Source organism: Pseudomonas sp. R1-18 (assembly GCF_051132095.1).
In the GTDB taxonomy this organism is placed as follows: Bacteria; Pseudomonadota; Gammaproteobacteria; order Pseudomonadales; family Pseudomonadaceae; genus Aquipseudomonas.
In genome coordinates this window covers 1145802-1164316 of the sequence record NZ_CP071658.1, presented here as the reverse complement: position 1 = coordinate 1164316, position 18515 = coordinate 1145802, and the positions used below count along the sequence as shown (strand labels likewise).

Genomic DNA, 18515 nt, shown 5'->3' with positions numbered 1-18515 from the left:
GACCAACCAATGGAATGATCATGTCCAAGTTAAAGGAATTTCGCGAAATCGAACGCGCCCTGGCGGCGTATCAGGAAAGACTGAAGGCTCTGGAGGGCAATGAACAACTTACGAAACATCTGGAATTCGAACGAAAGCTCAGTGCATTGATGAAACGCTACAGCATGGGTATCGCCGATCTGGTGGACTTCCTGAACTTGCCGCTGAAGCACGCTGGCCTCCGCGTGCAGGAACGGTCTCCGCTTTACGGGAAGTCTGGCCGGCAAGCGCGAAGGAGCAGGAAGGTCCCGCGTTGAACCGACAGCGGCAGGCTCTGCCGAGAATTCGAATGCAGCCCGACAGGGCTGCATTCTCACGCGGGTTGTATCAGAAGAATTTGCGGCCCTTGTTCGCGGCGATGCGCATGCGCAAGGCGTTGAGCTTGATAAAGCCGGCTGCATCCGCCTGGTTGTAAGCGCCGCCGTCCTCTTCGAAGGTCGCGATGTTCGCATCGAACAGCGACTCTTCGGACTTGCGACCGGTGACGATCACGTTGCCCTTGTACAGCTTCAGGCGCACGACGCCGTTCACATGCACCTGGGAAGCATCGATCATCTGCTGCAGCATCAGGCGCTCCGGGCTCCACCAGTAACCGGTGTAGATGAGGCTGGCATACTTGACCATCAGCTCATCCTTGAGGTGAGCGACTTCGCGATCCAGGGTGATCGACTCGATGGCGCGGTGGGCGCGCAACATGATGGTGCCACCCGGGGTTTCGTAGCAGCCACGGGACTTCATGCCCACGTAACGGTTTTCCACGATGTCCAGACGGCCGATACCGTTCTCGCCGCCAATACGGTTCAGCGTCGCGAGCACGGTGGCTGGCGTCATCTCTACGCCGTCCAGGGCGACGATGTCACCGTTACGGTAAGTCAGCTCAAGGTAAGTAGGAACGTTGGGCGCGTCCTCGGGGGACTTGGTCCAGCGCCACATGTCTTCCTCGTGCTCGGTCCAGGTGTCTTCCAGCACGCCGCCTTCATAGGAGATGTGCAGCAGGTTGGCATCCATGGAGTACGGGGATTTCTTCTTGCCGTGACGCTCGATCGGGATCGCGTGCTTTTCAGCGTAATCCATCAGTTTCTCGCGCGACAGCAGGTCCCACTCACGCCATGGCGCGATGACTTTGACGCCGGGCTTGAGTGCATAGGCGCCGAGCTCGAAACGAACCTGGTCGTTACCTTTGCCGGTTGCGCCGTGGGAGATGGCGTCGGCGCCGGTCTCGTTGGCGATTTCGATCAGGCGCTTGGCGATCAGCGGACGAGCGATGGACGTACCCAGCAGGTACTCGCCTTCGTAGACGGTGTTGGCACGGAACATCGGAAACACGAAATCGCGCACGAATTCTTCGCGCAGATCATCGATGTAGATTTCCTTGACGCCCATGGCCTGAGCCTTGGCACGCGCCGGCTCGACCTCTTCGCCCTGACCCAGGTCAGCGGTAAAGGTCACTACTTCGCAGTTGTACGTATCTTGCAGCCATTTGAGGATTACCGAAGTATCCAGGCCACCGGAATACGCGAGAACTACCTTGTTTACGTCCGCCATGCCATCACTCCACCGGGTTGTACGGAAAACCAGCGATTCTACCGTTCAAACCAGTAAATTTACAGGGGCGCGACAGCTTCTGACGACGAGGCGACAATAATCTACGCCTCGCGGTACCAGGAAATCAGGACGTGGCGGCGGCAGTTGCCGATGAAGCGACCGGAACAGGGCGCTCTTCAGGTGCGACGCGGTCAAGGTGCACGTTCACGCGGCGGTTGCGCGCGCGGTTGGCATTGTTGGTATTGGGTGCCAACGGGTAACGCTCGCCGTGAAAGCGCAGCGTGATCTGTTGCTCGGGGATGCCTTGGGCCTTGAAGTAATCCATGACCGCCAGAGCGCGACGACGCGACAGGTCACGGTTGGTCAGCCTGTTGCCGCTGTTATCGGAATGGCCGTCCAGCTCGATATGGTTGACCGTCGGGTCTGCCTTCAGATACGCGATCATGGTGTCCAGTCTGGCCTTGGCCTTGGCATCCAGCTCGATTCCGCCGCCGGGGAAGCCGACCTCCGACTGTTTGACCTGATCGAAATTCATCGGCAGCAGCTTGGCGGTGCATAGCTGGTAATCAGCCAGCGCCTTGCTGAATTTGACCGGCAGCAACCGTACTTCCATGGTGCCGCCGTCGCGGGAATAGTGACGGATGAGCGGGCTGCGACCTTCCATCAGGCCATTGATCAACCTTGCGGCCTGCGCCTGGGAAGTATTGAACGGTACATCCCCGTTACTGACACGAACCGAACCCAGGTTGATATCGCCGCGTCCCGGCTGCCAAGGTGCAGCGGCCGCCAGTAGCGTCGCCGAACCGCTGCCCAATGTTGCGTAGGAAGCCTTGAGCCGAAACGTCGCCTGCTCACCCGCGCGGCGCACGAACTCGCCTGCGCCGAAGTCGGTGATTGGCTGCGACAGCCGACATTCGAACTGATCCCCTTCGACCTTCCACTCAATGCTCTCCAGACGGGTCTGGAAACTGATCGCCATGGCCGGAAGGCTGGCGAACACGCTGAGCAGGGCTATATATAGCTGGCGCACGGGAGGCTCCAATGAAAAATGAACGGCGAAACAAAAGTTGCTTCCTACATGGAGCTATCGGTTACTTCCTACAAAACTTGATAGCGAGTGCCTGAGAGAGTCTTTTCCGGTAGCATTCCCAGCAGTTTGACCCGCCTGGAATCCCCAATGTCTGACCGCCTGACCCTTCTGCGTCCCGACGACTGGCACATTCACCTCCGTGATGGAGCTGTCTTGGCCAATACCGTTGCCGACGTGGCGCGCACCTTTGGCCGCGCCATTATCATGCCTAACCTGGTGCCGCCTGTACGTAACGCGCTGCAGGCCGATGCCTATCGCCAGCGCATCCTGGCCGCGCGACCGGCAGGCAGCCGGTTCGAGCCGCTGATGGTGCTCTACCTGACCGACCAGACGACTGCGGACGACATACGTACTGCAAAAGCCAGCGGCTTCGTGCACGCGGCCAAGTTGTACCCGGCCGGCGCCACGACCAACTCCGATTCCGGTGTCACCAGCATCGACAAGATATTTCCGGCGCTTGAAGCCATGGCCGAAGTCGGCATGCTGCTGCTGGTGCACGGTGAAGTCACTCGCGGCGAAATCGATGTCTTCGACCGCGAGAAGGTTTTCATCGACGAGCATCTGCGTCGCGTAGTCGAGCGTTTTCCGACGCTCAAGGTGGTGTTCGAACACATCACGACCGGCGAGGCCGTGCAGTTCGTCAACGAAGCTTCCGCCAACGTCGCGGCGACCATCACTGCTCACCACCTGCTTTATAACCGCAACCACATGCTGGTTGGCGGAATTCGTCCGCATTTCTACTGCTTGCCGATTCTCAAGCGCAACACGCATCAAGTTGCGCTGCTCGATGCCGCCACCAGCGGTAGCGGCAAGTTCTTCCTGGGGACCGACTCGGCGCCACACGCTCAGCACGCCAAGGAAAACGCCTGCGGCTGCGCGGGTTGCTACACCGCCTATGCGGCGATCGAGCTGTACGCCGAGGCGTTCGAGCAACGCAATGCGCTGGATAAACTGGAGGGTTTCGCCAGCCTGCACGGCCCGGCGTTCTACGGCCTGCCGGTCAATCAGGACCGTATCACGCTGGTTCGTGAAGAATGGACTGCCCCTGCCAGCCTGCCCTTTGGCGAGCTGACCGTAATCCCGCTGCGCGCCGGTGAAAAACTGCGCTGGCGTCTGCTGGAGGAACACGCGTGAGTGAAGATCATTTCGACGACGAACAGGACGGTCAGGGTGGTGGCGGCTCTCGCCATCCAATGGCCGCTCGCTTTCGCGGCTACCTGCCAGTGGTCGTCGATGTAGAAACAGGTGGTTTCAACTCGGCGACCGACGCGCTGCTGGAAATCGCGGCAGTGACTATCGGCATGGACGAGAAGGGTTTCGTCTTTCCTGAACACACCTATTTCTTCCGGGTCGAGCCGTTCGAGGGTGCCAACGTCGAGCCGGCCGCGCTGGAGTTCACCGGGATCAAGCTCGATCATCCTCTGCGCATGGCGGTCAGCGAAGAAACCGCCCTGACCGACATCTTCCGTGGTGTCCGCAAGGCGCTCAAGGCCAATGGCTGCAAGCGCGCCGTGCTGGTGGGCCACAACGCCAGTTTCGACCTGGGTTTCCTCAATGCCGCCGTCGCGCGGATGGACATGAAGCGCAACCCGTTTCATCCGTTCTCCAGCTTCGACACCGCTACCCTCGCCGGCCTTGCCTATGGCCAGACCGTGCTGGCCAAAGCGTGCCAGGCGGCAGGTATCGACTTTGACGGACGTGAGGCGCACTCCGCGCGCTATGACACAGAAAAAACCGCCGAACTGTTCTGCGGCATCGTCAACCGCTGGAAAGAAATGGGTGGCTGGGACGATTACGACGATTGATTCCCACGCGTGTCCTGAAACCGGCCTTGTGCCGGTTTTTTTTGTCCGCCAGCCGAGCGGAGCCACCGACCGCTCATCGGACCTTGCCAAAGTGAAGCCAGAACAGTTTTGACAAGCATTCTCATTAACATTAAGCTCCCCGACACCAAGCAACTACCAGCGACGGTCCCCAACCTATGTATGTTTGCCTCTGCCAAGGTGTTACCGACGGTCAAATCCGGGATGCAATTCTGGAAGGCTGCTGCAGTTATCGCGAAGTTCGTCAGACGTTGGGTGTAGCCAGTAAATGTGGGAAATGTGCCTGCCTGGCCAAGGAAGTGGTGCGAGATACGCTCACCGAATTGCAGAGCAGTCATGCGGCGCTGGCCTATCCAGCAGAATTTTCAGCGGCTTGATTGCGCCCTTTTTCAAGAACCGGACCTGGTGTCCGGTTTTTTTATGTCTGTAATTCAAGCGCTTAGCGTCAAGATGCGGAACTCAAACATTCTTATTCCTATTTAATTTCACTTATTATTCAATAACTTAGGTTTGACAGGCTTTTAAGGGCGGCTCAAACTCGCTCTTCATCTACACAAGCCATTGGCAGGACCCCGATCATGAAAGGCGACATTACAGTCATCCAGCATCTCAACAAGATCCTCGGAAACGAGCTGGTCGCGATCAATCAGTACTTTCTGCATGCACGCATGTACGAGGATTGGGGCCTGAAAAAACTCGGCGCTCATGAATACCATGAGTCCATCGACGAGATGAAACACGCCGACAAACTCATCAAGCGCATTCTGTTCCTGGAAGGCCTGCCGAACCTGCAGGACCTTGGCAAGATCCTGATCGGCGAGCACACCAAGGAAATGCTGGAGTGCGACCTCAAGATCGAACAGAAAGGCCTCGCCGATCTGAAAGCCGCGATTGCCTATTTTGAAACCGTGGGTGATTTCGGTAGCCGTGAGCTGCTGGAAGACATTCTGGAATCCGAAGAAGAGCACATCGACTGGCTTGAAACCCAGCTTGGCCTGATCGACAAGATCGGCATCGAGAACTACCTGCAGTCACAAATGGGCGAGTAATCCGGCCCGTTTGACGACCATGAAAAAGCCCCGCCTCTTTCGAGAGCGGGGCTTTTTCATAGCTGTGTCAGGATCGCGCTTACTGAGCCTTGGCGGCTGCCGACTTGACCAGTTCCTGCAGGGAACCGTCAGCCATCATCTCGGTGATGATATCGCTACCGCCGACCAGCTCACCGGCCACCCAAAGCTGCGGGAAGGTCGGCCAGTTGGCGTACTTGGGCAGGTTGGCGCGGATTTCCGGGTTCTGCAGGATGTCGACGTATGCGAATTTTTCGCCACATGCCATCAATGCCTGGGAGGCCTTGGCCGAAAAGCCGCACTGCGGGGCGTTCGGAGCGCCTTTCATGTAAAGCAGAATGGTGTTGTTGGCAATCTGCTCTTTGATCGTTTCGATGATATCCATGGAACACCTCGGCTGAACTATCCGACTTGTTAGTCGGCTCGGTGGCGCATTGTAGCGGAATCCCGAGCGTGACGCTCAGCTTGCCTGTCAGCAGGCTGCCACCTGCACCGGAACGCCGTTCAACACTGCGTTGCCGGACACCGCGTCCAGTTGGCGCTCATCCGTGAGGTCATTGGCGCTGACGCCGGGCTGCCCCTGAGCGATGTCCAGCTTTACGCCTGTACGTTGATGCCCCCAGCCGTGGGGCAGACTGACCACGCCAGGCATCATGTCCAGGCTGCCAAGGACCTGCACTTCCACCTCTCCCACTCGCGAGCGGATCCTGACTTGCTGCCCATCGGCCAACCCCCGCGCCGTCATGTCCTGCGGATGCATCAGCAGTTGATGCCGCGGCTTGCCTTTGACCAGACGGTGATAGTTATGCATCCAGGAATTATTGCTGCGCACATGGCGACGTCCGATCAGCGTCAGTTCGTCCGCGGCGGGTGGCGGGACCGCGTTGAAGCGGGCCAGGTCCGCCATCATCGGTTCGGGCGCCGCCTGGATGTGTGCGTCGGCGGTTTTCAAGCGCCCCGCCAGACTGGGACGCAACGCGCCCAGATCCAGCCCATGCGGGTAATCGTCGAGCGTTGCCAGTGAAAGCCGGTGGTCGGTCTTCTCGCCATACGGACCGTTGCGCAGCCCGAAATCGATCATTTTCGAGGGCGGCAAAGTGGGTTTGAGCTCCTTGCCGCTCAGCGCTGCGAATGCACGCGCCAGCCCGACGAAGATTTCCCAGTCGTGCAGCGCACCTTGCGGCTTGTCGAAGACAGCGCGATTGAAGCGCGTGACATTACGCACCGCCAGCGCGTTGAACGTGGTGTCGTAATGATCGTTCTCCAGTGCCGACGTCGACGGCAGGATCAGATCGGCGTAGCGCGTGGTTTCGTTGATGTACAGGTCAATGCTGACCATGAAATCGAGGCCTTCGAGCGCTCGCTCCAACTGCCGACCGTTAGGAGTCGACAGTACCGGGTTGCCGGCAACCGTCACCAGGGCACGCACCTGGCCCTCCCCCTCGGTCAGCATTTCCTCGGCCAGCGCCGCTACCGGCAGCTCACCGCCGTATTCAGGCAAGCCCGAGACTCGGCTCTGCCACAGGTTGAAGTGCCCGCCCGACGTCGAGGCGACCAGATCGACCGCAGGCTCTGTACAGAGCGCACCACCCGTGCGATCCAGATTCCCGGTAACCAGATTGATCAGTTGCACCAGCCAATGGCAGAGCGTACCGAATGCCTGTGTGGAAATCCCCATTCGTCCATAGCAGACCGCCTTGTCCGCAGCCGCGAACTCTCGCGCCAATGCACGGATCTGCGTCGCCGGGACACCGCAGCGAGCACTCATGGATTCGGCCGTCAGCGGTGCAATGGCCAGCCTGACCTGCTCCAGCCCCACGACCGGCAAGTGGCTGCCCCGCGCCAGCCCTTCCTCCCAGATCGTGCTGAGCAGACCAAACAGCAAGGCGGCATCACCGCCAGGCCGAACGAACAGGTGCTGACTCGCAATAGCGGCGGTTTCGCTGCGCCGTGGGTCGACGACCACCACCTTGCCCCCACGCGCCTGAATGGCCTTCAGACGCTTCTCGACATCGGGAACCGTCATGATGCTGCCGTTGGACGCGAGCGGGTTGCCGCCCAGAATCAGCATGAAATCGGTGTGATCAATGTCCGGAATCGGCAGCAGCATGCCGTGGCCATACATCAGAAAGCTCGTCAGGTGTTGCGGCAGCTGATCGACCGATGTCGCGGAATAGCGGTTCCGTGTCTTGAGCTGCCCGAGGAAATAATTGCTGTGGGTCATCAGCCCGTAATTGTGGACGCTGGGATTGCCCTGATACACCGCAACCGAGTTTTGCCCGTACCGTTGCTGGATATCGAAGAGCCGGCTGGCGACCAGGTCGAACGCTTCCTGCCAATCAATCGCCTGCCATTGCGTCCCGACCCTGCGCATCGGGGTTCGCAGTCGATCCGGGTCATTCTGGATGTCTTGAAGTGCCACTGCTTTGGGGCAGATATGCCCGTGACTGAACGGATCGAGCGGATCGCCCTTGATCGAGGCGATCTGTCGCTCCACTTCGGGGGAGAAAACGGTTTCGATGGTCAGGCCACAGATGGCCTCGCACAAGTGGCAGGCACGGTGGTGCTCGGTCCGGTTCATCGCAGCCTCACGTCCGGTCAGGCAATCAGACAGATTGCGGAGCCAGAACTATGGTGCGTGATCGGGAAGCGCGCTATGGACGTTCGTCATGTGAATTGCGTCGCATCACAGACGCCGATGGCCGAGTCAGCCGCCGATAGGCGTAACGACTTTGCGCTGCAGCTGGATTTCGGTGACGGTTTCGATTTCTTCCTGCGCGACGTGCACGCCGGTCAAGTCGCCAATCAGGCGCCAGTGCTCGTCCAGCCCGGAGCTGATAGTCGCCATGCGATCAATCATGCGCCGACCGGCCGAGCGCGTGACTTCGTCTTCACTGCGCAGCAGCTCGAAGGACATGGAGGTAATCGAAGCGGTAAGGTGCGTCAGGGTGCGAGCAGTCAGCCCGAGCAGCTCTGTCAACTGACGTTCTTTTGAATCCATTCCCCCAGCCCTCATTTGATTGAGTAATTCCCGTCACGCTTTATAACCCACGCTCGCCATTAAAGAAACGGGCAATCTGCCATCGGCGTGACGCGCGTCGCAGAGCTGCCGCCGCAGGTCGGAAACTGTTGCAGGATCGGCACTAATTGCCAACCGTCGAGGTCGCGGTGTACAAATGGGGGCTTCGGCAGATGCGGGGCCGGTGGTTGACCCGCTTCAGGTGTGGTCATTTAGCGCATTCCGGCCGGTGCGCTTTCGACCCTCTAACGCGATGCTCGAATACATCAGCATATATTGGTAAGACGCGACATTTTTTTATACTATCGCGCCTTCCCTATTCGTCGCATAGCGCGGCTTTCGCCGCAGGTCATGCCGTTTCTCTATGAAAACCGGCTATCAGAACCTGCGGTCTGTTGCAGAAAAGGTAGTTAATCATGAACGCCAGGCACTTTCTCTCGATGATGGATTACACCCCAGACGAACTGCTGGGCTTGATTCGTCGTGGCGTAGAGCTCAAAGACCTGCGAAATCGCGGCGTGCTTTTTGAACCCTTGAAGAACCGCGTGCTCGGTATGATTTTCGAGAAATCCTCGACTCGCACTCGTCTTTCGTTCGAGGCCGGCATGATTCAGCTGGGCGGTCAGGCGATCTTTCTGTCCCACCGCGACACGCAGCTGGGCCGTGGCGAACCCATCGCCGACAGCGCGAAAGTCATGTCGCGCATGCTGGACGCGGTCATGATCCGTACCTACGCGCACGCCAACCTCACCGAGTTCGCCGCCAATTCGCGAGTGCCGGTCATCAATGGCCTGTCCGACGACCTGCACCCGTGCCAGTTGCTCGCGGACATGCAAACCTTTCTGGAACACCGTGGCTCGATCAAGGGCAAGACAGTCGCCTGGATCGGCGATGGCAACAACATGTGCAACAGCTATATAGAAGCCGCCATCCAGTTCGACTTCCAGCTGCGTGTTGCCTGCCCGTCGGGCTATGAGCCGAACCCGGAATTCATGGCACTCGCGGGCGACCGCGTGACTGTAGTGCGCGATCCGCAGGCTGCGGTTGCCGGAGCGCATCTGGTCAGCACCGACGTCTGGACGTCCATGGGGCAGGAAGAAGAAACCGCCAAGCGCATGGCTCTGTTTGCGCCTTTCCAGGTGACACGCGCCCTGCTCGACCAGGCCGCCGACGATGTGCTGTTCATGCATTGCCTGCCGGCACATCGTGGTGAAGAAATCAGTGCCGACTTGCTGGACGACCCGCGCTCTGTCGCATGGGATCAGGCCGAAAACCGCCTGCATGCGCAGAAGGCCCTGCTGGAATTTCTCGTCGCACCGTCCTGCCAGCCAGCATGAGCCATTCACTGCTGCTGAATCTGCGAAACCTGGCTTGTGGCTACGAAGGCCAACGCGTGGTGCAGGATCTGAATCTGCATCTCAACGCAGGCGACATCGGTTGCCTGCTGGGTTCATCAGGATGCGGCAAGACCACGACGCTGCGCGCCATCGCAGGCTTTGAACCGGTGCATGCCGGGGACATTACGCTGGCGGGGGAAGTCATCTCGCGCCCGGGCTTCACGCTGGCACCGGAGAAGCGCCGCATCGGCATGGTGTTTCAGGATTACGCGCTGTTCCCGCACTTGAGCGTTGCGCAGAACGTTGCGTTTGGGATCCGCAAACACCCCCGTGTCCAGCAGGTGACCGACGAGCTTCTTGAGCTGGTCAACCTGGGTTCCCTGGGCCAGCGTTTTCCCCACGAACTTTCCGGTGGGCAGCAGCAACGGGTAGCGCTTGCGCGCGCCCTGGCGCCGGAACCGCAATTGTTGCTGCTCGACGAGCCGTTCTCCAACCTGGATGGAGAGCTGCGCAGGCGTTTGAGTCACGAAGTGCGTGGCATTCTGAAAGAGCGTGGTACCAGTGCCATCCTGGTGACCCACGATCAGGAAGAAGCCTTCGCGGTGAGCGACCATGTCGGTGTGTTCAAGGAAGGCCGACTGGAACAATGGGACACGCCATACAACCTGTACCACGAACCGCTTACGCCTTTCGTGGCCAGTTTTGTCGGCCAGGGCTATTTCATTCGCGGGCAACTGATCGACCCCGAGTCGGTGCAGACCGAGCTGGGTGTGCTGCGCGGCAATCGCGCATACCCCGGCGTTCGCGGCAGCGCCGTGGATGTGCTGCTGCGCCCGGATGACATCGTTTATGCACCGGACAGCGACCTCAAGGCGCGAGTGATCGGGCGAACCTTCCAGGGCGCGGCAACGCTGTATCGCTTGCAGCTGCCAACCGGCAGCGAACTGGAAGCCATCTTTCCCAGCCATGCCGATCACATGGCGGGTGAAGCGGTAGGCATTCGCGTTGCCGCTGATCATCTGGTGCTGTTCCCGGCGCCGGGGAGCGTGGCAGCGCATAGTTCGCATGTTTGACGAAGCGATGATGCGATTACGTTTACCCGAATGATCGTGTTCCTTCAGGCACACCGCATGCCTGGTTTTGCTGCCGGTTCCCGGCAGATCGCGGGCAAGCGCGCTCCTACACGAGGCAACGCGCGCTTCAGGCTCTACCGATTGGCGCGAAAATCGCTTTGGTGTTCTCCGCCAGCACGGCGGCCGAAAGCTCGACCTCCAACCCTCTTCTGCCGGCGCTGACGAAAATCGTTTCGAATTGCTGCGCGCTCTGGTCGATGAAGGTGCGCAGGCGTTTCTTCTGTCCCAGTGGGCTGATGCCTCCCAGCAGGTAACCGGTGGCCCGCTGGGCCGCCGCTGGATCGGCCATCTCAGTTTTCTTGACGGCGGCTGCGTGCGCCAGCGCCTTGAGGTCCAGACTGCCAGCGACCGGCACCACTGCCACCAGAAGCTCACCCTTTTCGGACGCCGCCAGCAGCGTCTTGAAAACCCGCGCCGAATCCAGTCCCAGCTTCTCTGACGCTTCCAGCCCATAGGACGCAGCTTTCGGATCATGTTCGTAACTATGAATCCGGTGTTCGGCGCGAACTTTTTTAAGCAGATCCAGTGCCGGTGTCATGCAGCTCTCCAGTGAAATCGAAGCGGCGCATACTTTAAGCGAATCGGCGACAGGTGCGTTGAGCCATGCCGCTTTCAAGCACGCAAGCGTCGTTGCGGACTAAGACATTTCCTACAGATATGTCGGAACTGATCCGACGCTAATCGTCAGAATATGTCTGACAGTTCAGTTTCGACCTTTGACAGGGTTCTTTCTTGTCTATATTTTTTCGTTTGCGAAGATCCTGCTGAAACCAAAAAATTCAGCAATGGTCAGAGTACCGGTCGGGAATGGGGTTTTTCCGGCAGGGATATAACGAGCGCCAGCATTTGCATTCGGTGCCGAGAAAAAATACAAAAATGAGGTTTCCATGACTATTGCAGTAAAACAACCGACGTTGGGTGGACAATGTCTGGCCGAGTTTCTGGGCACGGCTTTGATGATTTTTTTCGGTACCGGGTGCGTCGCCGCGCTCAAGGTGGCGGGTGCTTCGTTTGGTCTCTGGGAAATCTGCATCATCTGGGGTTTCGCGGTCAGCATGGGTATCTATTTGAGCGCAGGCGTTTCCGGAGCCCACCTCAATCCCGCAGTCAGCATCGCGCTGAGTCTGTTCTCAGGGTTTGAAAAAAGAAAACTTCCTTTCTATATCGCGGCGCAGATCGCAGGCGCATTCTGCGGCGCAGGGCTTGTTTACCTGCTGTATATCAGCCTGTTTTTCGAGTTCGAACATACACACCAGATGATCCGCGGCAGCGTGGAAAGCCTGGAACTCGCGTCGGTGTTTTCCACTTATCCGAACCCGGCCATTTCCGTCGGTCAGGCTTTCTTGGTTGAAGTAGTGATCACCACGATTCTGATGGGCGTGATCATGGCCTTGGGCGACGACAACAATGGCCTGCCTCGCGGTGCGCTGGCACCGTTGCTGATCGGTCTGCTGGTTGCCGTCATCGGGAGCGCAATGGGCCCACTGACCGGCTTTGCCATGAATCCGGCGCGGGATTTCGGCCCGAAAATGATGACCTTTATCGCAGGCTGGGGTGACGTAGCGTTCACCGGCGGTCGTGACATACCCTATTTCCTGGTTCCGATTTTTGCGCCCATCCTGGGTGCCTGCCTCGGCGCAGCCGGCTATCGCGCGTTGATCGCGCGTCATCTGCCAAACGCCGTAACCGTTGAAAATGAACAAGACGCCACCGTGGCTAACGGCAAAGTTTCGGCCTCATCCTGATCCCACTCTCATTGAGCAAGGCAATCGACATGACAGACACTCAGAACAAGAACTACATCATTGCCCTCGATCAGGGCACCACCAGTTCGCGAGCCATCATTTTTGATCGTGACGCCAACGTGGTGAGCACTGCACAAAGCGAGTTCGTTCAGCACTATCCGCAGGCCGGCTGGGTCGAGCATGACCCGATGGAAATTTTCGCCACCCAGACCGCCTGCATGACCAAGGCGCTGGCGCAGGCAGACTTGCACCACAACCAGATCGCCGCGATCGGCATCACTAACCAGCGCGAAACTACCGTGATCTGGGAGCGGGAAACCGGCCGCCCGATCTACAACGCCATCGTCTGGCAATGCCGCCGCAGTACCGAGATCTGCCAGCAGCTCAAGCGTGACGGTCACGAGCAGTACATCAAGGAAACCACCGGCCTGGTAATCGACCCTTACTTCTCCGGCTCGAAGGTCAAATGGATTCTGGACAACGTCGAAGGCAGTCGCGAACGCGCACGCAAAGGCGAGCTGATGTTCGGCACCATCGATACCTGGCTGATCTGGAAATTCACCGGTGGCAAGGTGCACGTAACCGACTACACCAACGCCTCGCGCACCATGCTGTTCAACATCCACACGCTGGAATGGGACCAGCGCATGCTCGACGTGCTGGATATCCCTCGCGAAATCCTGCCGGAGGTCAAAGCGTCCTCGGAAGTCTACGGCCACAGCAAGAGCGGTATCCCGATTGCGGGTATCGCCGGAGACCAGCAGGCCGCGTTGTTTGGTCAGATGTGCGTGGAGCCAGGCCAGGCGAAAAACACTTATGGCACCGGTTGCTTCCTGCTGATGAACACCGGCAAAAAAGCCGTGACTTCCGCACACGGCATGCTGACCACCATCGGTTGCGGCCCGCGTGGCGAAGTGGCCTATGCGCTCGAAGGCGCGGTATTCAACGGCGGCTCGACCGTACAGTGGCTGCGCGACGAGCTGAAAATCGTCAATGACGCGCTGGACACCGAATACTTCGCCACCAAAGTGAAGAACAGCAACGGCGTCTACCTGGTACCGGCGTTCACCGGTCTCGGCGCACCTTACTGGGACCCGTACGCCCGTGGCGCATTGTTCGGTCTGACCCGCGGTGTGAAGGTCGATCACATTATCCGTGCCGCGCTGGAATCGATCGCCTACCAGACCCGCGACGTGCTGGACGCCATGCAGCAGGACTCCGGCGAACGCCTGAAATCTCTACGTGTTGACGGCGGCGCGGTGGCCAACAATTTCCTCATGCAGTTCCAGGCGGACATCCTTGGCACCCAGGTCGAGCGTCCGCAGATGCGCGAAACCACTGCGCTTGGCGCGGCGTTTCTGGCAGGTCTGGCCATTGGTTTCTGGAGCAGCCTCGACGAACTGCGCAACAAGGCCGTGATCGAGCGCGTCTTCGAGCCGCAGTGCGAAGATGCCGAGAAGGAAAAACTCTACGCCGGCTGGCAAAAAGCGGTAGCGCGCACCCGTGACTGGGAACCGCACGAAGGCGAAGAGTAAGCGGTACTGAAGGCGGGAACAGGTTCGGGCTGACAGGCAACAGGTCCTGCGGCATCATGGGTGCCCTTTGTAGAGGGCGCTCAAGGAAAAACAATGAACCTGCCTCCCCGCCAACAACAGATCCTCGAACTGGTCCGCGATCGCGGTTATGTCAGCATCGAGGAAATGGCGACGCTGTTCGTCGTGACCCCCCAGACGATCCGCCGAGACATCAACCAGCTCGCGGAAATGAATCTGCTGCGCCGCTACCACGGCGGCGCAGCCTATGACTCCAGCATCGAAAACACCGCCTACGCCATGCGTGCGGACCAGATGCGCGACGAGAAACAACGCATCGCCGAGGCCATCGCCGCACAGATCCCCGACCATGCTTCGTTGTTCATCAATATCGGCACCACCACCGAATCCATCGCCCGCGCCCTGCTCAACCACAACAACCTGAAGATCATCACCAATAACCTGCACGTGGCCTCGATCCTCAGCGCCAAGGATGATTTCGAGGTGCTGCTGGCTGGCGGTGTCGTCCGTCGTGACGGCGGCGTGGTGGGTCAGGCCAGCGTCGATTTCATCACCCAGTTCAAGGTGGACTTTGCCCTGGTGGGCATCAGCGGGATCGATGAAGACGGCAGCCTGCTGGATTTCGACTATCAGGAAGTGCGCGTTTCCCAGGCGATCATCGCCAACGCCCGGCAGGTCTTGCTGGCGGCGGACTCCAGCAAATTTGGCCGTAACGCGATGGTTCGCCTCGGCCCCATCACGCTGATCGACTGCCTGGTAACCGATCAACCGCCGGTGCCCGCATTGCAGGCCTTGCTGGCGCAGAACAAGATTCGCCTCGAAGTGGTGTAAGCCGGGCGTATTGCCGAGGGTGTTGCCGGCTATTGTTAGGGGAGCTTGCTCGCGATCACAGTCTCCCTGCCCACTCCCTAGAGCCTGCGGCCGCCAGCAAGCTAGCTCCTACCAGATCGCGGCGCACTTGAGCACCGGCTGCAACTCCACGCACGCCGCGACTGCCGCGCGCCCGTACCATCGGCGCAAGACATCGCTAGCCCTACAATGTTCACTTTTGTTGTTTTCTTCTTCCTTCATCAGTAATTTCAATCAATATCGGCTGGCGAGCCGTTTTTTATTGAGCTATGATTTTCGGAAATGAACATTAATGTTCAATTTCGCTTTCGAGCCAGGCTCAAGAACAATTCAGGAGGCCACCGATGCCCCAAGCTACCGTGCCAAACCCACCACTTTCCGAGGTCTACGACATTGCCGTGATTGGTGGCGGTATCAATGGTGTCGGGATTGCCGCTGATGCATCCGGCCGCGGCTTGTCGGTGTTCCTGTGCGAAAAGGACGATCTGGCCAGCCACACCTCTTCCGCCAGTAGCAAGCTGATTCATGGTGGCCTGCGCTACCTTGAGCATTACGAATTTCGTCTGGTGCGCGAAGCACTGGCTGAACGCGAGGTGCTGCTCGCCAAGGCACCGCACATCGTCAAACCAATGCGTTTTATCCTGCCGCACCGTCCGCATCTGCGTCCGGCTTGGATGATCCGTGCCGGCATGTTCCTGTATGACCACCTTGGCAAGCGTGAAAAGCTTCCCGCTTCCCGAACCGTGAAGTTCGGTGCGAACAGCCCGCTCAATGCGTCGATCAGCCGTGGTTTCGAATATTCCGATTGCTGGGTGGATGACGCACGTCTTGTGGTGCTCAACGCAATGGCCGCCCGGGAAAACGGCGCGCACATTCACGCGCGCACCCGTTGCCTGAATGCCCGTCGCGTCAAAGGCATGTGGCACCTGCATATGGAGCGTGCGGACGGCAGCCTGTTTTCGGTGCACGCCAAAGCGCTGGTCAATGCAGCAGGGCCATGGGTAGCCAAATTCATTCGTGAAGACCTGAAGCTGGATTCGCCGTACGGCATCCGCCTGATTCAGGGCAGCCATCTGATCGTGCCGAAACTGTATGACGGTGAGAACGCGTTCATCCTGCAGAACGAAGACAAGCGCATTGTCTTCACGATTCCGTACCTTGAGCACTTCACCATCATTGGCACCACGGACCGCGAGTACCAGGGTGATCCTGCCAAAGTGAAAATCACCGAAGGCGAGATGGACTATGTGCTCAAAGTTGCCAACGACCACTTCAAGAAGCAGCTGACCCGCGCCGATGTGATTCATACCTATTCCGGTGTACGACCGCTGTGTAACGACGAATCGGACAATCCGTCGGCGATTACCCGCGACTACACCTTGTCGTTGTCCGGCGGTGGCGATGAAGCGCCGATCCTTTCGGTGTTCGGCGGCAAGCTGACCACCTATCGCAAGCTGGCGGAATCGGCGATGGCGCAGCTTGCGCCCTTCTTCAAACAGATGAAGCCGAGCTGGACGGCCACCAAGCCGCTGCCTGGTGGTGAAGAGATGACCACTCCGGCCGAGCTGGCCAACGAGCTGACCCGCCGCTTCGGCTGGTTGCCTGCGCCACTGGCCAAACGCTGGTCGATCACCTATGGCAGCCGCAGCTGGCGCTTGCTTGATGGTGTGCAAAGTCTGGAGGACATAGGCCAACATCTGGGTGCCGGCCTGTACACCCGAGAAGTCGATTACCTGTGTGAAACCGAATGGGCTACCGCGGCTGAAGACATCCTGTGGCGTCGCAGCAAGCTGGGCCTGTTCATGACGCCGGAAGAGCAAGCGGCTGTGCAGACTTATCTGGAAACCGTGGTGCGCAACAAGGCGGCTTTTCAGGCGGCGTAATTGCGCGCCACAGCGATGGCTCCGGGCCGGAGTATTGCGGCCCGGAGATCGTTTTCGCCTGTAGGAGCGCGCTTGCCCGCGACGGCGGTATTTGCAGCGCCGGAATATTGGGGCCTGGGAGTAGCTTTCGCGGACAAGTCCGCTCCCACAGCCGCGCTCTAGAATTACTGGTCTACTCGATTCTCCCCTCTCACAATCCGTTCGCCGCCATTCGGTTTTCCGAACAGATTGCCAGCCAAGGTTCGGCTTCCCGGACGCCATCGTTTTGCCAGCTTGCTACGTATCTGAAAAAACCCTTCTATTTCAATGATCTGAGCATCTTTGAAAGCCTGGCACGACTTCTGCTCTACACTTGCGTCGACAGCTTCGACTCCAGCGTGTGTCTGGTGAGGCCGCCGTTGAAGCGTTAAGAAGTGGTCCGTCCGATGGCGGCCAGATAAATAAAAATGAAAATCGAGGATTCATCGATGCGCATCGTTCCCCAGTTGTTGGGCGCAGCAATTGCTGCCGCTCTGGTTAGCACTCCAGTTTTCGCTGCTGAATTGACCGGTACACTGAAGAAGATCAAAGAGTCCGGCACCATCACCCTCGGCCATCGGGACGCTTCCATCCCGTTTTCGTATATCGCTGACGCTTCCGGCAAGCCGGTCGGCTACTCCCACGACATCCAGCTGAAAGTCGTCGAAGCCATCAAGAAACAGCTGGACATGCCCGAGCTGAATGTCCGCTACAACCTGGTGACCTCCCAGACCCGTATCCCGCTGGTGCAGAACGGCACCGTCGACCTGGAATGCGGTTCGACCACCAATAACGCCGAACGCGGCCAGCAAGTTGATTTCTCGGTCGGTATCTTCGAGATCGGTACCCGTCTGCTCTCCAAGAAGGAGTCGAGCTACAAAGACTTCGACGACCTGAAAGGCAAGAACGTCGTGACCACCGCAGGCACCACGTCCGAGCGCATCATCAAGTCGATGAACGCCGAGAAGCAGATGGGCATGAACGTGATCTCGGCCAAGGACCACGGCGAGTCGTTCCAGATGCTGGAATCGGGCCGTGCAGTCGCCTTCATGATGGACGATGCACTGCTGGCCGGCGAAATGGCCAAGGCCAAGAAGCCGGAAGACTGGGCAGTGACCGGTACCGCGCAATCCTACGAAATCTACGGTTGCATGGTTCGCAAGGGTGACGAGCCGTTCAAGAAAGCCGTGGACGACGCCATCGTGGCGACCTACAAGTCCGGCGAAATCAACACTATCTACAACAAGTGGTTCCAGGCACCTATCCCGCCAAAGGGCCTGAACCTGCAGTTCCCGATGAGCGAAGAACTCAAGAAGCTGATCGCCGAACCAACCGACAAGCCTGCTCCCGACAAGAAAGCCTGAATCTGACGGCTCGACGAGCCGGACTGATTGCTCCCGGATGGGCACTGCCC

Annotated in this window: 19 protein-coding genes; 12 read left to right on the top strand and 7 right to left on the bottom strand. The window is 58.9% G+C overall.

Annotated elements, in window-relative coordinates:
• Positions 1–20 precede the first annotated feature (20 nt).
• Complete coding sequence (locus tag J3P77_RS05350; protein WP_434680127.1) at positions 21–296, top strand: hypothetical protein; 276 nt, start codon at positions 21–23, stop codon at positions 294–296.
• A gap of 70 nt (positions 297–366) precedes the next feature.
• On the opposite strand, the gene J3P77_RS05345 is transcribed toward J3P77_RS05350, so the two are convergent.
• Positions 367–1584 (bottom strand): argininosuccinate synthase, encoded by a 1218-nt coding sequence (locus J3P77_RS05345; RefSeq protein ID WP_125831271.1) that lies wholly within the window; start codon positions 1582–1584, stop codon positions 367–369.
• A 124-nt stretch (positions 1585–1708) separates the two neighbouring features.
• A complete protein-coding gene (locus tag J3P77_RS05340) occupies positions 1709–2614 on the bottom strand; it encodes a flagellar protein MotY (protein WP_434680126.1) in 906 nt (301 codons plus the stop codon).
• Positions 2615–2761: 147 nt separating this feature from the next.
• On the opposite strand from J3P77_RS05340, the gene pyrC reads away from it, so the two are divergent.
• From pyrC to bfr, 4 genes are all read left to right on the top strand, one after another.
• Positions 2762–3808 carry a dihydroorotase gene (pyrC, locus tag J3P77_RS05335; RefSeq protein ID WP_434680124.1) on the top strand — a complete coding sequence of 349 codons (1047 nt, stop codon included), beginning with the start codon at positions 2762–2764 and terminating at the stop codon, positions 3806–3808.
• Positions 3805–4479 carry a ribonuclease T gene (gene rnt / locus J3P77_RS05330; protein ID WP_434680123.1) on the top strand — a complete coding sequence of 225 codons (675 nt, stop codon included), beginning with the start codon at positions 3805–3807 and terminating at the stop codon, positions 4477–4479. The genes pyrC and rnt overlap by 4 nt, the downstream gene beginning before the upstream one ends.
• Before the next feature lie 176 nt (positions 4480–4655).
• Positions 4656–4874 carry a bacterioferritin-associated ferredoxin gene (locus tag J3P77_RS05325; RefSeq protein ID WP_434680121.1) on the top strand — a complete coding sequence of 73 codons (219 nt, stop codon included), beginning with the start codon at positions 4656–4658 and terminating at the stop codon, positions 4872–4874.
• A gap of 201 nt (positions 4875–5075) precedes the next feature.
• Positions 5076–5546, top strand: a complete 471-nt coding sequence (bfr, locus tag J3P77_RS05320) for a bacterioferritin (RefSeq protein ID WP_434680119.1) — start codon at positions 5076–5078, stop codon at positions 5544–5546.
• A 79-nt stretch (positions 5547–5625) separates the two neighbouring features.
• On the opposite strand, the gene grxD is transcribed toward bfr, so the two are convergent.
• The 4 genes from grxD to J3P77_RS05300 all read right to left on the bottom strand — a co-directional run bounded on the left by grxD (position 5626) and on the right by J3P77_RS05300 (position 8795).
• The gene (gene grxD, locus J3P77_RS05315) at positions 5626–5949 is read right to left on the bottom strand and encodes a Grx4 family monothiol glutaredoxin (protein ID WP_434680118.1); all 324 of its coding nucleotides are present in this window, start codon (positions 5947–5949) and stop codon (positions 5626–5628) included.
• Positions 5950–6036: 87 nt separating this feature from the next.
• A complete protein-coding gene (locus tag J3P77_RS05310) occupies positions 6037–8145 on the bottom strand; it encodes a molybdopterin oxidoreductase family protein (protein WP_434680117.1) in 2109 nt (702 codons plus the stop codon).
• A gap of 126 nt (positions 8146–8271) precedes the next feature.
• Positions 8272–8565, bottom strand: coding sequence for a hypothetical protein (locus J3P77_RS05305; RefSeq protein ID WP_434680115.1), 294 nt, complete (start codon positions 8563–8565; stop codon positions 8272–8274).
• Between the two features lie 59 nt (positions 8566–8624).
• Complete coding sequence (locus tag J3P77_RS05300) at positions 8625–8795, bottom strand: hypothetical protein (RefSeq protein WP_434680114.1); 171 nt, start codon at positions 8793–8795, stop codon at positions 8625–8627.
• Between the two features lie 204 nt (positions 8796–8999).
• Here J3P77_RS05300 and argF point away from each other — a divergent pair, with 204 nt between their 5' ends.
• Both argF and J3P77_RS05290 read left to right on the top strand, forming a co-directional pair.
• The gene (argF, locus tag J3P77_RS05295) at positions 9000–9920 is read left to right on the top strand and encodes an ornithine carbamoyltransferase (protein WP_434680112.1); all 921 of its coding nucleotides are present in this window, start codon (positions 9000–9002) and stop codon (positions 9918–9920) included.
• A complete protein-coding gene (locus J3P77_RS05290) occupies positions 9917–10993 on the top strand; it encodes an ABC transporter ATP-binding protein (protein WP_434680110.1) in 1077 nt (358 codons plus the stop codon). Before argF ends, J3P77_RS05290 begins: the two co-directional genes overlap by 4 nt.
• A gap of 127 nt (positions 10994–11120) precedes the next feature.
• On the opposite strand, the gene ybaK is transcribed toward J3P77_RS05290, so the two are convergent.
• Positions 11121–11591: a Cys-tRNA(Pro) deacylase gene (ybaK, locus tag J3P77_RS05285; RefSeq protein WP_434680109.1), complete on the bottom strand. Its 471-nt coding sequence runs from the start codon at positions 11589–11591 to the stop codon at positions 11121–11123.
• A 349-nt stretch (positions 11592–11940) separates the two neighbouring features.
• Between ybaK and J3P77_RS05280 the strand changes: the two genes are divergently transcribed.
• From J3P77_RS05280 to J3P77_RS05260, 5 genes are all read left to right on the top strand, one after another.
• A complete protein-coding gene (locus J3P77_RS05280; RefSeq protein WP_434680108.1) occupies positions 11941–12798 on the top strand; it encodes an MIP/aquaporin family protein in 858 nt (285 codons plus the stop codon).
• A gap of 29 nt (positions 12799–12827) precedes the next feature.
• Positions 12828–14333: a glycerol kinase GlpK gene (glpK, locus tag J3P77_RS05275; protein ID WP_434680106.1), complete on the top strand. Its 1506-nt coding sequence runs from the start codon at positions 12828–12830 to the stop codon at positions 14331–14333.
• A gap of 93 nt (positions 14334–14426) precedes the next feature.
• Positions 14427–15182 carry a DeoR/GlpR family transcriptional regulator gene (locus J3P77_RS05270; protein ID WP_434680104.1) on the top strand — a complete coding sequence of 252 codons (756 nt, stop codon included), beginning with the start codon at positions 14427–14429 and terminating at the stop codon, positions 15180–15182.
• A gap of 362 nt (positions 15183–15544) precedes the next feature.
• Positions 15545–17083: a glycerol-3-phosphate dehydrogenase gene (gene glpD, locus J3P77_RS05265; RefSeq protein WP_434680103.1), complete on the top strand. Its 1539-nt coding sequence runs from the start codon at positions 15545–15547 to the stop codon at positions 17081–17083.
• A 467-nt stretch (positions 17084–17550) separates the two neighbouring features.
• The gene (locus J3P77_RS05260; protein WP_434680102.1) at positions 17551–18465 is read left to right on the top strand and encodes a glutamate/aspartate ABC transporter substrate-binding protein; all 915 of its coding nucleotides are present in this window, start codon (positions 17551–17553) and stop codon (positions 18463–18465) included.
• The last annotated feature ends 50 nt before the right edge of the window (positions 18466–18515 follow it).